Source organism: Thermococcus sp. 2319x1 (assembly GCF_001484685.1).
In the GTDB taxonomy this organism is placed as follows: Archaea; Methanobacteriota_B; Thermococci; order Thermococcales; family Thermococcaceae; genus Thermococcus_A.
The window spans coordinates 914,141-930,449 of the sequence record NZ_CP012200.1; the positions used below are offsets into that span (position 1 = coordinate 914,141).

The following is a 16,309-nucleotide window of genomic DNA, read 5'->3' on the forward strand; positions in this document are numbered from 1 at the left end:
TTTCTTGGAATACAGACTATAAAACATTTTCGTTTATGAGGGTAGTGCTGCATCAACTCGAAATTAAGGGAAAAGAAAGAGCTTAAGAAAGCTCAAAAGCCCTTTCAAATTCCCTGTCCACAGGTTCTGGAGAAGTCAAAAGGCTGACAAGCACCATGACAACTGCTGAGACGAGTGCACCACTGACGTAAATGTACTCCCAGTAGCTGAAGCTCACTATCCCGGTTATTCCAACAACTGCCGTTAATGAACCCGCTATCATTCCAAGTAAAGCCCCTTCCCTTGTAGCCCTCTTCCAGTAGATTCCAAGTATCAGCGGAACGAAGACTCCCGAAGTGTAGATGTCGTAGGAGTATATGAGGAGCTCAACTATGCCTTGAACCGCAAGCGCCGCCACAAGCGCCAAAAGGCCTATGATTATCGTAGTCACTATTGAAAGTTTTAGCAACTTTTTATCCTCCGCTTCCGGATCTATAAAGCTCTGGTAAAAGTCCTTGACCACGTGGGAGGTTGCTGCTGATAATAGAGAATCAGCAGTGCTCATTACCGCCGCAAGAATTGCGGCCACGAATATTGCTCCCACCCCACTTCCAAACACCGTAATTACCAATTTTGGCACTGCAGTCTTTGGTGAATCGACTATCGCCTGAGGATCGTTCGAAAGGGCCAGTGCAAGCATCCCTGCGAGGGCTGGAAGAAATGACAATAGCATTAGCAGTATTCCACTGTAAATTGCCCCCATTCTTGCGGTTTTCTCGTCCTTTGATGCAAAGAGCCTCTGATAGAAGTCTTGCCCTATTAGAGTATACATAACCGTCGCTGCCAATGTCAGGGTAAACAGCGAGAACCCTAGAGACATGAAGTTAAAATACTCTCCGCTCGCTTGGGGCAGGTTAGGAATTGACGAGAGAGCCCCTCTTAGCCCTTCAAGCCCTCCCACTTTGCTCAGTCCAAGCACCACTGCAACCAAAACGCCAATGCTTCCGAGTATTATTTGAACAAAATCCGTCAATGCAACCGCCCACAGCCCTGAGAAGGCAGTGTAAGCTATGAAGATTAAGGTGGCAAATACCGCTCCAGCAGTTCCCGGCAATCCTATAGCTTCAAAGACAGCCGATGCTGCCCATACTTGTGCTCCGAGTATGCCTACGAGAGCTAAAAGCGATAGCGTTGCTGCCAAAAGTCTTATTGCCTTACTCTTATAGCGCATCTCCAAGACATCTGGGACTGTGTACAAGGCCAGAGCACGCATAGGCTTCGCAAGGGTTATACCCAAGAGAAGAAGCCCCAGACCACAGGCAAAACCGTACCAAATTCCTCCTAACCCGTAGGTGGCTCCCCAGCTAGCGCCTCCTAAGATGAAAGCCACCACCATAGTGAGTGGCTGCAAGAGTTGCAGTGGTTAGTGCTAACCCAAGCCTTCTCCCGGCCACCAAAAAGTCGGCCGAGGTCTTGATGTATTTCCTGGCATATGCTGAAATTCCCAGCATTGCTCCCATGTATAAAACAAGTGTTGTCCAAACTACGCTCATTTTCCTGCACCCTCCTGGAAGCACAAGTCAAAGACCTTTGGAAGTTATTTAAAGTTTTTGGAAGAAAAATTGACAAAATGACAGAAGATATCAAAGAATGCCTACCCCCCATAGCCGTCATGCATTTCAAACCCTTGAAATTTGTTGGCAGAGCATTGGAATATAATTGACAAGATTATGATGCTCTTGATTTAATTACAACATCATCACCCAATATGTGGCATAAGTTCCAAAGCAAAACCGAAAATCTTAAATATTTTGCAACGCTTATGTTATCAGGTGTAATGAAGCGAAGGTTATCACTTTTTCTTGGGGGTGAGGGCAGTGGGGCTGATAATCGACCCACACGTATTGCGATCGTTGCACAGAAGCGAACTGAGGAAGAGAATACTTTTTTATCTAAATGAGATTTACCCTTCCGGGACTTATCTTTCAGAGATCGCTAGAGTTATCAGATCTGATCCATCAAATGTAAAGGGTGCCCTCGTTGGTATGGGTAACAGATACAACGGAGAGAGCTCTCTCGTCTATCTTGGACTTGTTGAAGAGGTCAATCAAGATGGTTTTCGATACTACAGGTTAACCGAATATGGGAAAAAAGTTGTAGAATTTCTAAAAACCTATCAAACCTATTACACCAGATTTATGTGAGGTGCCAAAGATGGAAAATCAAATAAAAAAGTTTGACTTTAATCTGGAAACTCTAATCGACTTTTTCTTCTTTAATGTAATAAGGATAGGTCTTGAGTTGGGTGTTTTTAGGAATATTGAGAAAGCTAAAACCCTTGAGGAGCTCTTAAATTCGATAGACGTTCAAAATAAGACCTACCTAAAATCACTCCTCAGCACGTACTACAATCTCGGCATTATAGAGGTTAATGAAAGGGGAGTGAGCAGCAAAAAGTTTCTAAGAACATTTCTGCTTGAATATGATAGACTAAAGGATGTAATTCCGGAATGGATACCAATTCAAGATAAGATTGTTGAGATGGCCAACTATGCCTTCTTGTCATTTGAGAACTCCAAAGTGATGATGGACTTTGACAAAGATGCGGACTTCTGGGACATTCGACTTTCGAATCCCCTCAACGCCCTATACCGGGAGATAATGGCTGAAATAGGCAAGCTTAGGGATGGTCTCAGGGTTCTTGACTTGGGATGTGGTTCGGTCTCCCCGGTAGAGCTCGGGAGATATGTAGGTCCAAACGGGGAATACGTAGGTGTTGACTTCTCTCCGGGACTTTTAAGCATCGCCCAGCAAAGGGTTAAGGATTTGGGCATGGACTGGGTAAGTTTAAAGGAGATGGACATAAGAAACGTAATCCCAAAGAGAAAATACGATGTTGTAATAATGAGCTTTGTGCTCGAGTACATTCCAGAAATTCACCAAACCGTGTCAAAAGCCCTTGACTTTGTCGATGAGGGCGGAAAGCTAATAATAGTGGAGCCCTTCAGAGAAAACTTTGAAAACATAGCCGCCTGGGAGTTCTTTGAAAGGCTAACCAAAGAATTTCACAGGTTCCCGAGAAAAGCAGACGTAATTGATGCCCTTGAATATTACGGAAAGGAAGCGAGGGTAAAGGAATACGGGAAGTCAATTCTTGTTCTCGAGCCCGTCTATTAATTTGAATTTTTGCCTGTCCTATTCTCGCATCGTTACTACTCAAAGTTAGTGGGCACCTACATATGTATCTACATGTGCAAAAACCAATGTAAAAACAAAAAATTGCTTTATATCCCAGCTGTTCTAACATATATTGCAAAACTTCCAATGGAGGTGCCAAGAGATGAAGGAGATTTTTGGTAGGAAGAGGGGTGCCGTTGGTATTGGCACCCTGATAGTGTTCATAGCCATGGTGTTAGTAGCTGCAGTAGCTGCAGCAGTACTCATCAACACCAGCGGCTACCTCCAGCAGAGAGCAGAAGCTACAGGAAGGCAAACAACAAAAGAAGTAGCAAGCGGTCTGAAGATTGACAAAGTTACGGGACATGTGAACACATCATATACCGGAATAGACAAACTTGCTATATATATCTCACCAAACGCAGGAAGTGAAGCAATCGACCTAAGTCAAGCCAAAGTGTACATAAGTGATGGAACCAACGCCTATGTACTTAGCTATAATTCCAGCGCATTTACAGATGATAGCACTTTTGACGGAAATGTCTTTGGAAATGCAACGAATTATCCCACAACTAAAACATTTGGAGTAATAGTAGTTCAAGATGCCGATGGCTCACTCACCTCAAGCAATCCAACTATTAATGCCGGTGATATTGTAATTCTCACTGTGAATGCAAATTCCGTATTTGGCAGTGCAATCCCAACAAGAACCGAAGTCACAATCGAAGTTAGACCAGAATTTGGTGCTCCAGGATTCACTAAGGTCGTCACACCTCCAAGCTATGGAACCAAAAATATAATAGAGCTTAAGTGACGCCAGTTCTTTTGATTTTTCTTTACATTCTCTTTATTCCACTAACCTTTGGAGGAACCAGCAATGTCGTTCAGCTATTTGAAAGAGAAGTTCAAGAAAAAGCCAGAGGAGCAGAAGGAAGATAGGGGAGAAGACAAGCTGGAGCTCGCATTGGGCGAAGAGCCTCAAGTGCCAGAGGAGCAGAAGAGAGAGGAAGAAGAAAGGCTGACCATGGTAATGAACAGGTTAAATGAAATCGAAAACGAGCTTCCGAGAATTAAGGTAAACATCGACACCCTAAAAAGCCAGATTCAGGAGCTCAGGGAAGACATAGAAAAGCTCGACAAGACAATCAAAGACGTTATGATGCTTTACGAAGTCGTCTCCCAAGAGATCAATCCTTTCAGAGACTTAGAGAGCGAGAACCCAATAATGAAAGAAATCCACGAGTTAAAGCAGGAGATCGATGACATTAGAAAGGAGATAGCCCAGATAAAGGCAGATTTAAGGCTGCTCTCCTACCACGGTGTTGACCTGGATAGGATAATCTATGAAGCAATTTCGGAGGGAGAAGCATGATCACTGAAAATGAAATAGACGCAAAGCTCCAACAACTTCAAGGGAAAGTGCCGAGTGTCCTCATCAAGGACCTAAGGGACAAGCTGGTTTCAAAGATGGACATACTAACGCCTGAACAGGTTGATGTTATAATAAAAAAGGTGCTTGAAAACTATTCAAGCCAAGTTGAGAGGCTTAAGAGATTAGACAAAAGAATAGAGGAAATAGGGAAGTATTTGGAAGAAATAAGGGAGAGATTATCAGAAAGTCGGAGCCCCCTTGAGAGGCAGAATACAGGAATCGCAGAAAGTTCAATCAGCTGGGAACCACAAAGAATTGAGTTTGAAAGGGTTGAACCCCCGAAGGAGGAGAGGGAATTTGAAGAAGAGGGTGAGAGGGAGTTTTCAATGACTGAGGAAATTCAAATCCCCAAAGAAATAAGGGATGTATTGATAACACCCACAAAAAGCAGGGCAAGATTGGAAAAACTCCCTGACGATGCACTCTCCACGATGATAGCCTTAAAGTGGCTGGGATTCCTTATAGAGAGAGCGGGAATGCAGAATCTGGAGAACGTGCTCGAGTTTTACTATACAATAGGTTGGATATCCGAAGAAGTCCTTGAGGCACTGTTAAAGTATGCAAATGGCACAAGACCCCATCAGAGAGAGCCAAACTGGAAGCCTGACGACAAGCTTACTATTCAGGATCACCTGATATCCTTGCTCTTCATCGAGAGGCTAAGGGGAACAAGAATAACTCCAGAGGTTCTAAACTCCATTGAGAGAGAACTGAAGATGATGACCAAGATACTGGAACATGTTTATGGGGTTTAGGGGATAGGGTATGGGATTCAGCGTATCCGCAAGCTTCGCCGTAATACTTATCGCATCCATAGTGGCGTTTGGAACACTTTATTTGTCCCTTGAAAACAGCTATCTCTCGGTGGCGAACTCAGTAGAGGTGTATAAGGAATCTTTCGTAAAGAGACAGACCTCAAGATTATCCCTTTACAGCTACTCCTACACTGATCCGGGTTCAGAATCATCAATATACTCCATAACGTTCAATATTACCAATAACGGCTCTACCCTATCCCCTAAATATTGGAATTTCATCAGGGATGGAAGATTGAAAAATCCCGACGGCTCAACCCTCATCGTCGAAAACAAATCCTTTCTCCTCCCTGGGGAGCATATAAGCGTTACAACAACTGAGATTAAAGATAACGATGTTCACAGCCTAGTGATAGCTACCGAAACCGGATGTTCCTTGAAGATAGAATGGAGATGGGTATGGCTGGACCAAAACCAGACGATAGGGGAGCCCTCTATAGTTGGAACCTCATGGTACTGCAACTAGGTGAGTATCATGGCAAGTTCAGTGGTTTCAGAGATTATACTCTTCATAGTCTCACTCCTCGTCGCCGCAACGGTGGCAGGGGGGCTTTACGTTGTTACGCAAGATCTAGCCGATGGAATAACGTATAGAGGAACCACAATAGCCAAGAATCTCAGAACAGACTTCACAATAATAAACGATCCGGAAAACATTCCGGTGTCAGGAGGGGCATATGTATTTTACATAAAAAATACGGGAAGTGAGACCTTCCCTTTCACCTCCGATACCGTTGTGGTTTTCATCGACGGAAACCTCATACCGGCTTCAAACCTCACTCTAACCCCCTCACTATTAGCCCCCCATAACGTTGGAGAGCTAAAGGTGGCAACCACATTATCAGCTGGATATCACAAGCTCGTGGTAGTAATTGAAAACGGAAAGCAGAGGGAGTTTGTATTCAAAATAGGGTGATGACTATGGCACATTTGCTGAAAATCCAGATACCCAACGATGAGCTCCACAGGAGACTTGGGGGTGGCATCCCCTCTGGAAGCATAGTCCTGATAGAAGGTGAGAGGGGTACCGGTAAGTCTATCTTCTCTCAACGCCTTGCTTATGGGTTTTTGAGAAACGACGTTTCTGTTAGCTATGTTTCAACCCAGCTAACTACCCCCGAGTTCATAAATCAGATGGAATCACTTGGCTATAGTGTAATCCCCTTTCTGATAAAGAGAAAACTCCTCTTTGTATCCCTCTATCCTCTTCTCAGCAGCGTTTCCAAGAGAGAGAAATTCTTACCCAGATTTTTGAGTGAAGAGAGACTCTGGGAAAAGGACGTCATTATTATAGACTCACTTGCCCCTATTTTACCCCCAAAGTTAAATGAAGATACGCTCAGGCAATTCACAGAACACCTCAAAAAGCTCAGCGCTCTGAACAAGGTGATAATACTAACTTCAAGCCCCAATGGAATTGAACCTTCTGCCCTTTCCGTGCTGGAAGAAATCTCTACAATGCTGATAAGACTCCAAGTGAAAGTTTTTGGGGGGGATTTAAAGAACTCCGCTACCATAATCAAGTACAACAACGCTATGGGGATCTTCCAAAAGATAATTCCATTCAGAGTTGAACCGAAGGCAGGATTCATCGTGGAGATAGCCGCGGTGGTGTGAGATGGCAGAAAGAACTAGTGAAACCCTCGAAACCGCAATGGCAAGGAATCCTCACTTGAGGGAATACGTCGAAGACTTCGCTAGGAAATACGGCAAGATGCCGGAGTTTCACGTTCAGCTCAGCAGGGATATGAAGGAGATAAAATACCCGAACATAATATACCCAGTTGGGGATCCAATTTTTGTCCACATCTACGGAGATCCCAAAACCGAGAAGAGATATATTGTGATAGAGCCCAGAATCCAAAATGCTGAGGAGAAGGCAAAGTATGAATTGGTAAAAGAAAAAATTCTTGAGCTGGCTCCCACCAAGGTCGTTCCCGAAGAGAGGGAAGAGTTTGAAATATTTCTCGACGAGCTATATAACGAAGCCCTAAAAAAAATCAACGGTGGAGGTTTATTCTCCAGAAACAGTGTGAAATTAACTCAAAGAGAGATAGAAAAATTTAGGTATCTGCTGAAAAGAGACATAATCGGTATTGGGCCTCTGGAGGTTTTAATCAGAGACCCATATATCGAGGATATACACATAATCGGTGCCGATTACATCTCCCTAATACACAAGATCTTCGAGGCACTGCCCACCAACATAACCTTCGAAAGCAACATAGCCCTGGCGGATTACTTTAAGGCCTTGAGTGAGAGAATCGGAAGGCCCGTAAGTGACAAGAATCCAATTGTCGATGGAACCCTTCCCGATGGCTCGAGAATAAACATCATATACAGCCCAGACGTTAGCATAAAGGGTCCCTCAGCGACGATAAGAAAATTCTCCGCAACTCCTATAAGCGTTGTCCAGCTCGTAAAATGGAACACATTCTCAGCTGAAATTGCCGCTTACCTGTGGCTTGCCTTGGAGTATGGAATGAGCATATTTGTGTGTGGTGAAACGGCAAGTGGAAAAACAACGACTTTGAACTCCATCATCCCTTTCATAAAACCTCAAGCGAAGATATTCACCGCTGAGGATACTCCGGAGGTTGTTGTGCCACATCCAACATGGCAGAGGCTAACGACAAGAGAAAGAGGGCCCGAGGAGAGCAGAGTAACGCTCTTTGACCTCCTTAAGGCTGCTTTAAGATCGAGGCCCAACTACATCATAGTTGGTGAGATAAGAGGTGCGGAAGGAGCAATAGCCTTTCAGGCAATGCAGACCGGACACCCGGTTATGGCTACGTTTCACGCGGGTGATGTTAAGAAGATGATACAGCGTTTTACCGGACACCCCATAAACGTCCCCGTAACCTTCATAGATAACCTCAACATTGCCCTTTTCCAGCAGGCAGTTTACGTAAAGGGAAAGTTCCTGAGGAGAGTCCTCAGTGTAGTGGAGATAGAGGGCTACTATGAAGAACTCGGAGGAGTTGCTACGAGGAGTGTTTTTGAATGGGATTCAGTCAGCGATAAGCACATCTTCAGAGGAATGAACAACTCCTACATTTTGGAGAGAAAAATAGCGGAAGTAGCTGGCTATGAAGACCCAAAAGACATCTACAACGAGCTGTTTTTGAGGGCAAGGATAATCCAGAGAATGGCGGAGCTGGGAATAACGGACTACTGGGATGTCTATAGGGAGATAAAGAACTTCTATGAAAAGGGCATACAAGGATTGAGCTTTAGGCTTTAGGTGAGGTAGAATGCCAAAACAAAAGGCCAACATATTCGTGCAGGCAGATCTGGACATGAAAACTTACGTGAGAAGAATATTAGCGCCAAGCATAGTGGCCAGTGTAGTTCTTTTTGTCGTGCTCTCGCTTCTCACAACGTTTATCTCAACCTCCTCTATGATCAGAATAGCACTCTATGCAATTTCCCTGCTTCCCCTGATATATGCCTTTATGCACCCCTACTCCGTCGCAAGTGGAAAGAGGGTCAAGATAAACTCAAAAATTCCCTACTTTGTGACGTATTTTGCCGTTCTCTCAACAAGTGAAGTTGGTAGAGACGAGTTAATCTTGAATCTAGCAAAGGAAAAGGTGCTTGAGCCTATTTCCAGAGACATGGAGAAGATTTACTACCTAATAGCAAAGTTCAACAGGGGAATGCCAGAGGCTTTTAGGTTCCTTGCAAAAAGGACTCCAAGCAAAGTATTCTCGGACTTTCTTGAGAGGCTTGCATATTCCCTTGACAGCGGTGTGGAGTTAAAAGACTACCTGTTGCAAGAACAAAAAATTGTGATGGACGATTATCAGACGTTTTATGAGGGTGCTCTTTACGATCTGGATGTCTTTAAGGAAGTCTACAGCTCACTTATAATCTCCGTGGTGTTTATGGTAACTTTCATCATAATAGGACCCATAATAACCGGTCAAGACTTGGTAACACTAACGATTTTTACATTCATTCTGGTTATGGTGGTTGAGATAGGGGTTCTTATTCTAATAAAACACAAAATGCCCGAAGATAGCATATGGGCCAGCAACGCCATGAACGCAGAAAGAAGGGCTAAAGTTACCAAGGGGGCCCTAATATCAATCACCGGAACTGTAGTCGTTGCCCTTTTGTATCTTTTTGTACTGAGAGTTAGGTTCAACATCCCGATGGAGATAGCGTTGGCCTTGATTATGAGTCCCTTGGCTTATATAGGCTATGTCCTCACAAAAGAAGAGGAAAACATTCTAATAAAAGATGAAAACTTCCCAGCATTTATGAGAAGCCTCAGCTCATCTTTAGCAGCAAGTGGGGCATCCATGGCATTAGTTTTGAAATATCTCAGCTCTCATGACTTCGGAACGCTGACAAAAGACATCAAAAACCTGAATAAAAGAATATCCCTAAAAATAGACGACACAAAATCTTGGAAGTATTTTGTCTCAGATACGGGAAGCTGGCTCATAGACATCTTCTCCGATATATTTAGAAAGAGCCTCCATCTAGGAGCAGATCCAGACTACGTGGGAAGGGTAATCTCAAACAACTTTGAAAGACTCCTCAGGCTAAGAAGGAAAAGGAAGCAGAGTGTGGCAAGCTTTAAGGGTGTAATATACGGTGTTACGGGAGCCTTTGCCTTCTCAGTTGCAGCTGCATTTCAGGTTGCAGTTTATATGACCCACTTATTCTCCAACATCCAGCTTCCGGGGGAGTTCATTCAGGATATCCTTTTTATACCAAGTGCCAGGGGTCTTCAACTAACCAACTATATTCTGATCTCGATACTTCTGCTTCACTCATTGCTCTCAGCGTTTTCAATAAAAATCGCAGACGGTGGACATCTGGGCATAGCCCTTTATTACTTTGTAATACTCACATGGATGTCTGCCATAGGTCTTTATCTCGGTGAGTTTGTGATGGGGAAGATGATGAGTTTTTCAGGGTTGATACTACCTCTAATGGGGGTGGGACTGTGAAAAAGTTCTTCATAATTTTTCTCTTGACCCTCTTCTTACCTTATGTAAGCGCACAGTCTGTTTTCACTGGATGGATTAGAGTACCTTCTCATGTAGGAATAGAAGGAAAGGAGATAGAGCTCAAAGATGTATCACTGGATGGCAGGTTTCTAGTGTTAACCCCCAAAGGCAACTTCTTTGTAACCCCCGGAGAGACTGTAAATTCAAGTATCTATTCCCTTCGTCTCATTTCAGGCTTTGTAAAGGATGACGGTGGTTATGCAAAGCTGAACATCACATTCCCGTACATATTAGAAAATCAAACCCTGCTGCTTGGAGACTACAAAATCTCACTAATAAGTGTGGGCGACAAAGAAGCAAAGATAAGACTGCTGTATAAAAACACGTCAAAGGAGATCCTATACAGCGGAGGAAAAATTGAGTTTAATGAACTTCTCGGGTCGTTCAAAATAATGCCAACTATATTCGATGGTTATCTATACAAGGGTGGTACCAAAGAGATTTATGAGTGGACAGTAAAGTTTGAAGACTTTAACATAACGGAAGTCAATGGAGAGTTCAGAGAGTTTGTTGGCATATCTATAAACGGGAAGGAACACTGGGTCGGAGTGGGAAAAACAATAGAAGCTGATGGAATCATAATTGACGTAAAAGACCTTGTTGGATCAAGTTATGTGAGAGTTTTAATAAAATTAAAAGGAGTGTACGCAACGTTATCCATTTCGCCCTCGGTGTATAAAGAGGTGGAAGAAGGAAAAGACACCCAAATAGGGCCATATCTGGTGAGAGTTGAAAAGGTATTTTCAGATGGGGCTTATGTAACTATAAGAAACTTCTGTGGAATGACACTCAAAAGCGGATGGGTGTATACAAACACACTAATTTCTTATGGGGGGCTTTACATAGGGGTTGAAGGGATAAAGGATCTGAAAACAAAGAAAATTGTAACTCTGGTTGGATTCCTTGAAAGTGAAAAAATTCCAAAACCAGAGGCAGACGTCTTTGTGAACGTCTCTTTCTCAACCCCCGAAAAGGCGTTGCAGTTTGAGCCCTTTAATGCCACCGTAGTAATTAAAAACGAAGGAGAAAAAGACCTACACTTCGTTGAGATAATCCCCAACCTCACCAGCGGGTTTAAGATAACAAGCCCGTATCCAACGTATATCCCGGAGCTAAAGGCAAAGGAGAGCATACACTTTAACCTAACTCTCCTGTCAGAAAACTCCGGACTTCTCAAGTTGGGCTCCATAAAAGTGCGTGGAAACGTACCTTTTCAGCTATCATGCGATGGCTTTGCCAGAATATCATTTTCGTCAGAGATCAGATGGATAAACATTGAAAACGCATCTCCTTATTATCTGCTATCAATCCAAAGTTCCGATGGAAGCATTGGAGAGCCTATTCCCCTAAATATTACCGTTGTAAACAAAGGAAATACACGCGGACCGTTTACACTTACAATAGCCTTGCCAGAGCATTTTGGAATAATAGGGGATAAGCTAACAGCCTCTGGAAGGTTTGCATATATAACCGGCTCTCTGAAACCCGGAGAAAACAAAACGTACAGTTTCTACTTTATTCCAACAAAAGAGGGGGAATTTGAAGTGCTTGCAGCGCTCAAAGAGCGGGAGTACATAGCCAAGAACTCCACCATAGTAAAGATCGAGGCTCCGAAGATCTCTCAAACCCAAATTCCCGAAGGAACAAAAGAGACCGAGGTCTCATCAAATTCCACAAAAATTGTGGAAACCTACACAGAAACCATAACCTACACGGAAATTAGAAACACTACCATAGAAATATTTCCAACAAAACAAAAGCTCCTTTTTGCAGGCGGGGGATTTGTAGGAGGAATGATTTTCATATTGCTGCTCGCCTGGATCGCAGCAAAACTTGAAGAGAGGAGTGGGAGGTGAAAGCCTTGAAATTCAAAAACATTTGGAGATTCCCAAAATTTGGAGAAACCGTGCTTTTAGAGTATCCATCTTCGACACTTCCATACAGAGAGCTGGTTGAGCTGATAACTTGGGGCAAAGAAAACAAAATCCCAGTTGTGATGGATGATATTCTCGATACCCTCTATGTTTACAAAACCCACATGAAGCTCGCGGGGATTGATACCGGGATTTTAGAAGACGTTAGGGTAATCAAAACCGGAGGTCGGTTGGAGGTTGGAAACGTTATAAAGAGATTCCGCGTCAGCGATATAATGTCTCTAATCCAAGAATTTGAAGAAAATTATGAGGCTCTGCTTTCTGAGATGGAACATGCAATTGTCCCAGTGCTTGGAATTGAGAGACTATTTTTGCTTGCAGATTCAAAAATAGAGGCATTAGCTTTGATAAACATGTTAACCAGATATGCTGGAAGTAGAAGAAGAACCGCGTTCTACTTCACTAACGTTGATGTCCTAAGAAATAGTGTCCCTTATGTTCTTCCACTATTGGAGGAACTCGCCACAACCGTTCTGCAAATACATAGAAAAGGCGAAGAAATAATTCCCGAAGTCAAAAAATCCATATCCATGGAGGTAAAAGTCTAAGCAAAAATCCTAAGCACAAAAAACAGAACCAAAGCCATTATCGTTAACACGATGGTAACCCCTATTCCTTCTTCTTCCCTGAGCCTGTAGTGGGCTAAAATGGCATTTGCCATTATTGCGGGAGGCATCGATGCCTCAACCAGCACCGCATAGAATATTTCCGAACCAGTTCTTAGAGTCAAAGTAACGAAAACAAACGGTATAGCTATTCTAAACGCCCCTACTTCGAGAAGCTTCCTCCATTCAAACTTCTGGAGATTTATGCGGGAGCCAAAGTAGATAAGAATTGCAGGAATGCTCCACCAGCCGATTTTGTTCATTCCACCCAGCAGTTGAGAGGGAAGCTCAATCCCAAGCAGTACGAGGGTGAGGGCAAGTATATTGGCACTGGTGGGTGGAAAGCTAAGCGCTCTTAGGATGCTTTCCCCAAGCGAGGCTTTTCCACTCGAATAATGTGCAGCAACGAAAGTCACTACCGGGAGAACTATTAAAGTATTCGTACTTGCATAGATAATCGCGGGGGTTAAATCATCTAAAAACAGGCTCGCTATTGGGAATCCCACTGCGACTGTGTTTGGATACGTTGAGAGTATCATCAAAGCCCCTTGCCACTTCTTATCCCCTACAAAAAGCCTCGCATAGAGAAAAGATGTCCCGAGACTAAGGGCAACAATTAAGAAGACATACAAGAACACAATCTTGATTTCCATCAGATAGGCGAGATCCTTTGAGGCAACGTTTGAAAAGACATAGAGTGTCAGAAGTCCCCGGGATGCAAACTTATTCAAGTGAGCAAAAGGCTTCTCAGATTTTATTATCCTCCGAAGGATAAACCCTATGGCTATTAAAGCAAGCATCTGGTAAATGTTCATGACTCTTAGATAAAAGGAAGGTTTAAAGAATTTTTCGCTTAACTGTTCATTCTTTTTTCTTTTTCAGGTACTCCTCATACAGCCTTCTTAGATCCTCAAGCTCCTCAAGGTCTTCAAAAAACCCGAGCTTTTCGTAAAATGTCTTTAAATTCTCGATGCTCCTGAGTGAGTTCTTAAATTCTCTGGTAAGGGCTTTTTCATCAATATCCACACCAAACTCTTCCTTCAATCTTTCTTCGAAATCATGGCCAAGCTCAAAAATATCCCCCTTATGAATCCCAAAAAGCAAATAAGGGATATTAAACAGCTTAAAAGCCGCCAGAAGATATCCAAGTCTTTCTAAGTCTGGTTTATTGGATGAGGGTACGTAAAGATACTCAAGTTTATCATTAAAATAAACCACAAGATACCATGATTCCGGAGATAGGGGGAACATTTCTGCCTTTTCCTTCCTTACTCTCCCCATGTTAATCCCTCAACCAGACACTGTCTTCTCCAAAGTAGTTCAGCTTAACAACGAAGAGCCTAAATGGTTCCTCCCTTTCGTTTACGACCCAGTGAACTGTTTTTGGCTTTACAAGGTATATATCGCCGGGCCTGGCTTCATACTCCTTTTTCCCAATGCCAAGCTTCGCCTCACCGCTGATTATGTAAAAGAGCTCGTACTGCTTCTCATGATAGTGCTTTGGAACGGTTTGCTTTGGCTTTATCTCAACTATCTGGGCGTAGCTGCCTTCCGGGAGTTCACCCTCAAACAGCGGTGCCTTCCTATACGTGCCCCTATCGACAAATACCCCAACTTCTGCCCTCATTTCAATCCCCAACTGTACATTCCGAAGTTATGTTTAAAAATCCTTCATTTAATCCCCAAACATGGTTATACTTGGAGTGCACGATGGACACGATGCGGGAGCAGTGCTGTTCAAGGGAGAAGAAATCTATGCCGTAAACGAAGAGAGGTTAAACCGGATAAAAAAGTACCGCGGATTCCCAGAGCTGAGCATAAAGAAAGTCTTAGAAATCGGAGAAGTACATCCGGAAGAGGTCGAGGTAATAGCGGTAGCGGGTATTTTCAGGAAGCAATCAAGATTGTTAGAGCTTGAGAGAAATCTCAAATCCATATTTGGCAAAGATTTCAAGAAGAAAGTTCTTTTTGTTGAACATCACCTTGCCCACGCTTCTTCTGCATACTTCACCTCGGGCTGGAGAGAGGCATTGGCGTTAAGTATAGATGCCGCGGGGGATGGACTGAGCTCTTCCATTTATGTGGCAAGAGATGGTGAGATGATAAGAATAGCCCAGAGCACCTATTTAGACTCTCTCGGAGATTTCTATGCATCGGTTACTGAACTTTTGGGCTTTAAACCGATGAGACATGAAGGGAAAGTCATGAGCTTGGCAGCCTATGGTAAGCCAACCTACGATCTCTCCCATATAATAGAACTTAGCGGTCTGGGCTTTGAGAACAAGCTGAAAGTAGTAGGTAGTGAAGCAACTAAAAAGCTCGCCGAATTTTTCAACTACCCCCTATTTGAGGCTAAAGAAATCGCCCAGGAAATGAAAAAAGGCAAGCTGGATGGAGAACTTCAAAAGAGGGCAATAGAAATAGCAGCCTCCGCCCAAGCACACCTTGAAAAGCTCATCGATGAGCTTGGGTTAAAACTTAAAAGTTATAACTTAAAACTTGCCTACGCCGGGGGAGTTGCACAAAACGTTAAGGCAAATGCCGTTTTGAGGAGGCATTTCCCCGACCTATGGGTATTTCCGGCAATGGATGATTCTGGACTAGCTTTCGGTGCCGCAGCCTTCGTCAAAGCCCAGTTCGAAAGGCTCGATAGGAGATGGAAACCCTTTAAGCTTGAGCACGTCTACCTGGGCCCCTCCTATAATGAGAACGAAATTGAAGCCCTCTTAAGGGCAGAGGGACTAAGATTTGAATATCGTGAAGACATAGAAGGGTTTGTAGCGGAGATGCTTCTTGAAGGTAAAATGGTGGGCTTTTTCCAAGGAAGAATGGAATACGGCCCAAGGGCCTTAGGCAACCGCTCCATCCTCGCAGACCCGAGAAGCAAATATGTTGTAAAAAAGCTCAACGTAGCATTGAACAGAGACGTCTTCCAGCCGTTTGCCCCTTCAATGCTGGAGGAGAGAATTGAAGACTACCTCGAGGAGCCCTATCCGAACAAGTTCATGACAATGAGCTACAAGGCAACGGAAAGAATGATTGAGGAAGCCCCAGCGGTTGTGCACGTTGATAAAACAACAAGACCCCAAACTCTCCTTAAGGAGGATAATCCGCGCTATTACAACATAATAAAACACTTTGAAGCGGAAACGGGCGTTGGGATGGTTTTAAACACGAGCTTTAACATGCACGGGGAGCCGATAGTTTGCTCTCCAGCAGATGCCCTGAGAACTTTCAAAAAAGCCAAGCTCGATGCCCTCGTTTTGGAGAACTTTGTTGTATACCAGTGAGCTATTCTATTCATTATTGCCAAATATTTCATCTCGGTAAAATTATAAACACC

At 43.5% G+C, this 16,309-nt stretch carries 18 protein-coding genes; 13 read left to right on the forward strand and 5 right to left on the reverse strand.

What is annotated here, in order from left to right:
• Nucleotides 1-82: 82 nt before the first annotated feature.
• Entirely contained in the window at nt 83-1,375 is a 1,293-nt protein-coding gene (locus ADU37_RS05135; RefSeq protein WP_082663022.1) for a sodium:solute symporter, read from the reverse strand.
• Nucleotides 1,344-1,532 (reverse strand): hypothetical protein, encoded by a 189-nt coding sequence (locus ADU37_RS05140; protein WP_058946595.1) that lies wholly within the window; start codon nt 1,530-1,532, stop codon nt 1,344-1,346. The genes ADU37_RS05135 and ADU37_RS05140 overlap by 32 nt, the downstream gene beginning before the upstream one ends.
• Before the next feature lie 330 nt (nt 1,533-1,862).
• On the opposite strand from ADU37_RS05140, the gene ADU37_RS05145 reads away from it, so the two are divergent.
• The 12 genes from ADU37_RS05145 (at nt 1,863) to ADU37_RS05200 (ending at nt 12,909) form a co-directional block, all read left to right on the forward strand.
• A complete protein-coding gene (locus ADU37_RS05145; protein ID WP_370456726.1) occupies nt 1,863-2,183 on the forward strand; it encodes a helix-turn-helix domain-containing protein in 321 nt (106 codons plus the stop codon).
• A gap of 10 nt (nt 2,184-2,193) precedes the next feature.
• Entirely contained in the window at nt 2,194-3,156 is a 963-nt protein-coding gene (locus ADU37_RS05150) for a class I SAM-dependent methyltransferase (RefSeq protein ID WP_238982009.1), read from the forward strand.
• Nucleotides 3,157-3,319: 163 nt separating this feature from the next.
• On the forward strand, nt 3,320-3,970 hold the full coding sequence (locus tag ADU37_RS05155; RefSeq protein ID WP_058946598.1) for a flagellin: 651 nt from the start codon (nt 3,320-3,322) through the stop codon (nt 3,968-3,970).
• A 63-nt stretch (nt 3,971-4,033) separates the two neighbouring features.
• A complete protein-coding gene (locus ADU37_RS05160; RefSeq protein WP_058946599.1) occupies nt 4,034-4,528 on the forward strand; it encodes a flagella accessory protein C in 495 nt (164 codons plus the stop codon).
• Nucleotides 4,525-5,343 carry a FlaD/FlaE family flagellar protein gene (locus ADU37_RS05165; protein WP_058946600.1) on the forward strand — a complete coding sequence of 273 codons (819 nt, stop codon included), beginning with the start codon at nt 4,525-4,527 and terminating at the stop codon, nt 5,341-5,343. Before ADU37_RS05160 ends, ADU37_RS05165 begins: the two co-directional genes overlap by 4 nt.
• A gap of 10 nt (nt 5,344-5,353) precedes the next feature.
• Complete coding sequence (locus tag ADU37_RS05170) at nt 5,354-5,869, forward strand: hypothetical protein (RefSeq protein ID WP_058946601.1); 516 nt, start codon at nt 5,354-5,356, stop codon at nt 5,867-5,869.
• 9 nt (nt 5,870-5,878) lie between these two features.
• Nucleotides 5,879-6,319: a flagellar protein G gene (locus ADU37_RS05175; protein WP_058946602.1), complete on the forward strand. Its 441-nt coding sequence runs from the start codon at nt 5,879-5,881 to the stop codon at nt 6,317-6,319.
• A 5-nt stretch (nt 6,320-6,324) separates the two neighbouring features.
• Complete coding sequence (locus ADU37_RS05180; protein WP_058946603.1) at nt 6,325-7,020, forward strand: ATPase domain-containing protein; 696 nt, start codon at nt 6,325-6,327, stop codon at nt 7,018-7,020.
• A 1-nt stretch (nt 7,021) separates the two neighbouring features.
• Nucleotides 7,022-8,647 carry a type II/IV secretion system ATPase subunit gene (locus ADU37_RS05185; RefSeq protein WP_058946604.1) on the forward strand — a complete coding sequence of 542 codons (1,626 nt, stop codon included), beginning with the start codon at nt 7,022-7,024 and terminating at the stop codon, nt 8,645-8,647.
• Nucleotides 8,648-8,657: 10 nt separating this feature from the next.
• Nucleotides 8,658-10,367 carry an archaellar assembly protein FlaJ gene (gene flaJ / locus ADU37_RS05190; RefSeq protein ID WP_058946605.1) on the forward strand — a complete coding sequence of 570 codons (1,710 nt, stop codon included), beginning with the start codon at nt 8,658-8,660 and terminating at the stop codon, nt 10,365-10,367.
• The gene (locus ADU37_RS05195; RefSeq protein WP_058946606.1) at nt 10,364-12,283 is read left to right on the forward strand and encodes a hypothetical protein; all 1,920 of its coding nucleotides are present in this window, start codon (nt 10,364-10,366) and stop codon (nt 12,281-12,283) included. Before flaJ ends, ADU37_RS05195 begins: the two co-directional genes overlap by 4 nt.
• The gene (locus ADU37_RS05200) at nt 12,280-12,909 is read left to right on the forward strand and encodes a DUF257 family protein (RefSeq protein WP_238982010.1); all 630 of its coding nucleotides are present in this window, start codon (nt 12,280-12,282) and stop codon (nt 12,907-12,909) included. Before ADU37_RS05195 ends, ADU37_RS05200 begins: the two co-directional genes overlap by 4 nt.
• On the opposite strand, the gene ADU37_RS05205 is transcribed toward ADU37_RS05200, so the two are convergent.
• Genes ADU37_RS05205 through ADU37_RS05215 form a run of 3 tightly spaced genes read right to left on the reverse strand, consistent with a single transcriptional unit; the run spans nt 12,906 to nt 14,593 of the window.
• The gene (locus ADU37_RS05205) at nt 12,906-13,781 is read right to left on the reverse strand and encodes an AEC family transporter (RefSeq protein ID WP_058946607.1); all 876 of its coding nucleotides are present in this window, start codon (nt 13,779-13,781) and stop codon (nt 12,906-12,908) included. The two genes, ADU37_RS05200 and ADU37_RS05205, sit on opposite strands and share 4 nt — an antisense overlap.
• Nucleotides 13,782-13,827: 46 nt before the next feature.
• Nucleotides 13,828-14,247: a hypothetical protein gene (locus ADU37_RS05210; protein ID WP_058946608.1), complete on the reverse strand. Its 420-nt coding sequence runs from the start codon at nt 14,245-14,247 to the stop codon at nt 13,828-13,830.
• A 1-nt stretch (nt 14,248) separates the two neighbouring features.
• Nucleotides 14,249-14,593, reverse strand: coding sequence for a cupin domain-containing protein (locus ADU37_RS05215; protein ID WP_058946609.1), 345 nt, complete (start codon nt 14,591-14,593; stop codon nt 14,249-14,251).
• A gap of 61 nt (nt 14,594-14,654) precedes the next feature.
• Between ADU37_RS05215 and ADU37_RS05220 the strand changes: the two genes are divergently transcribed.
• Nucleotides 14,655-16,256, forward strand: coding sequence for a carbamoyltransferase (locus ADU37_RS05220; protein ID WP_058946610.1), 1,602 nt, complete (start codon nt 14,655-14,657; stop codon nt 16,254-16,256).
• The last annotated feature ends 53 nt before the right edge of the window (nt 16,257-16,309 follow it).

Bases quoted from the DNA above. Each gene is read 5' to 3' on its own strand.
- ADU37_RS05215 (WP_058946609.1), bottom strand. From the start codon at position 14,593: ATGAGGGCAGAAGTTGGGGTATTTGTCGATAGGGGCACGTATAGGAAG.
- ADU37_RS05170 (WP_058946601.1), top strand. From the start codon at position 5,354: ATGGGATTCAGCGTATCCGCAAGCTTCGCCGTAATACTTATCGCATCC.
- flaJ (WP_058946605.1), top strand. From the start codon at position 8,658: ATGCCAAAACAAAAGGCCAACATATTCGTGCAGGCAGATCTGGACATG.
- ADU37_RS05175 (WP_058946602.1), top strand. From the start codon at position 5,879: ATGGCAAGTTCAGTGGTTTCAGAGATTATACTCTTCATAGTCTCACTC.
- ADU37_RS05185 (WP_058946604.1), top strand. From the start codon at position 7,022: ATGGCAGAAAGAACTAGTGAAACCCTCGAAACCGCAATGGCAAGGAAT.
- ADU37_RS05210 (WP_058946608.1), bottom strand. From the start codon at position 14,247: ATGGGGAGAGTAAGGAAGGAAAAGGCAGAAATGTTCCCCCTATCTCCG.
- ADU37_RS05220 (WP_058946610.1), top strand. From the start codon at position 14,655: ATGGTTATACTTGGAGTGCACGATGGACACGATGCGGGAGCAGTGCTG.
- ADU37_RS05140 (WP_058946595.1), bottom strand. From the start codon at position 1,532: ATGAGCGTAGTTTGGACAACACTTGTTTTATACATGGGAGCAATGCTG.
- ADU37_RS05135 (WP_082663022.1), bottom strand. From the start codon at position 1,375: ATGGTGGTGGCTTTCATCTTAGGAGGCGCTAGCTGGGGAGCCACCTAC.
- ADU37_RS05165 (WP_058946600.1), top strand. From the start codon at position 4,525: ATGATCACTGAAAATGAAATAGACGCAAAGCTCCAACAACTTCAAGGG.
- ADU37_RS05150 (WP_238982009.1), top strand. From the start codon at position 2,194: ATGGAAAATCAAATAAAAAAGTTTGACTTTAATCTGGAAACTCTAATC.
- ADU37_RS05160 (WP_058946599.1), top strand. From the start codon at position 4,034: ATGTCGTTCAGCTATTTGAAAGAGAAGTTCAAGAAAAAGCCAGAGGAG.
- ADU37_RS05155 (WP_058946598.1), top strand. From the start codon at position 3,320: ATGAAGGAGATTTTTGGTAGGAAGAGGGGTGCCGTTGGTATTGGCACC.
- ADU37_RS05180 (WP_058946603.1), top strand. From the start codon at position 6,325: ATGGCACATTTGCTGAAAATCCAGATACCCAACGATGAGCTCCACAGG.
- ADU37_RS05205 (WP_058946607.1), bottom strand. From the start codon at position 13,781: ATGAACATTTACCAGATGCTTGCTTTAATAGCCATAGGGTTTATCCTT.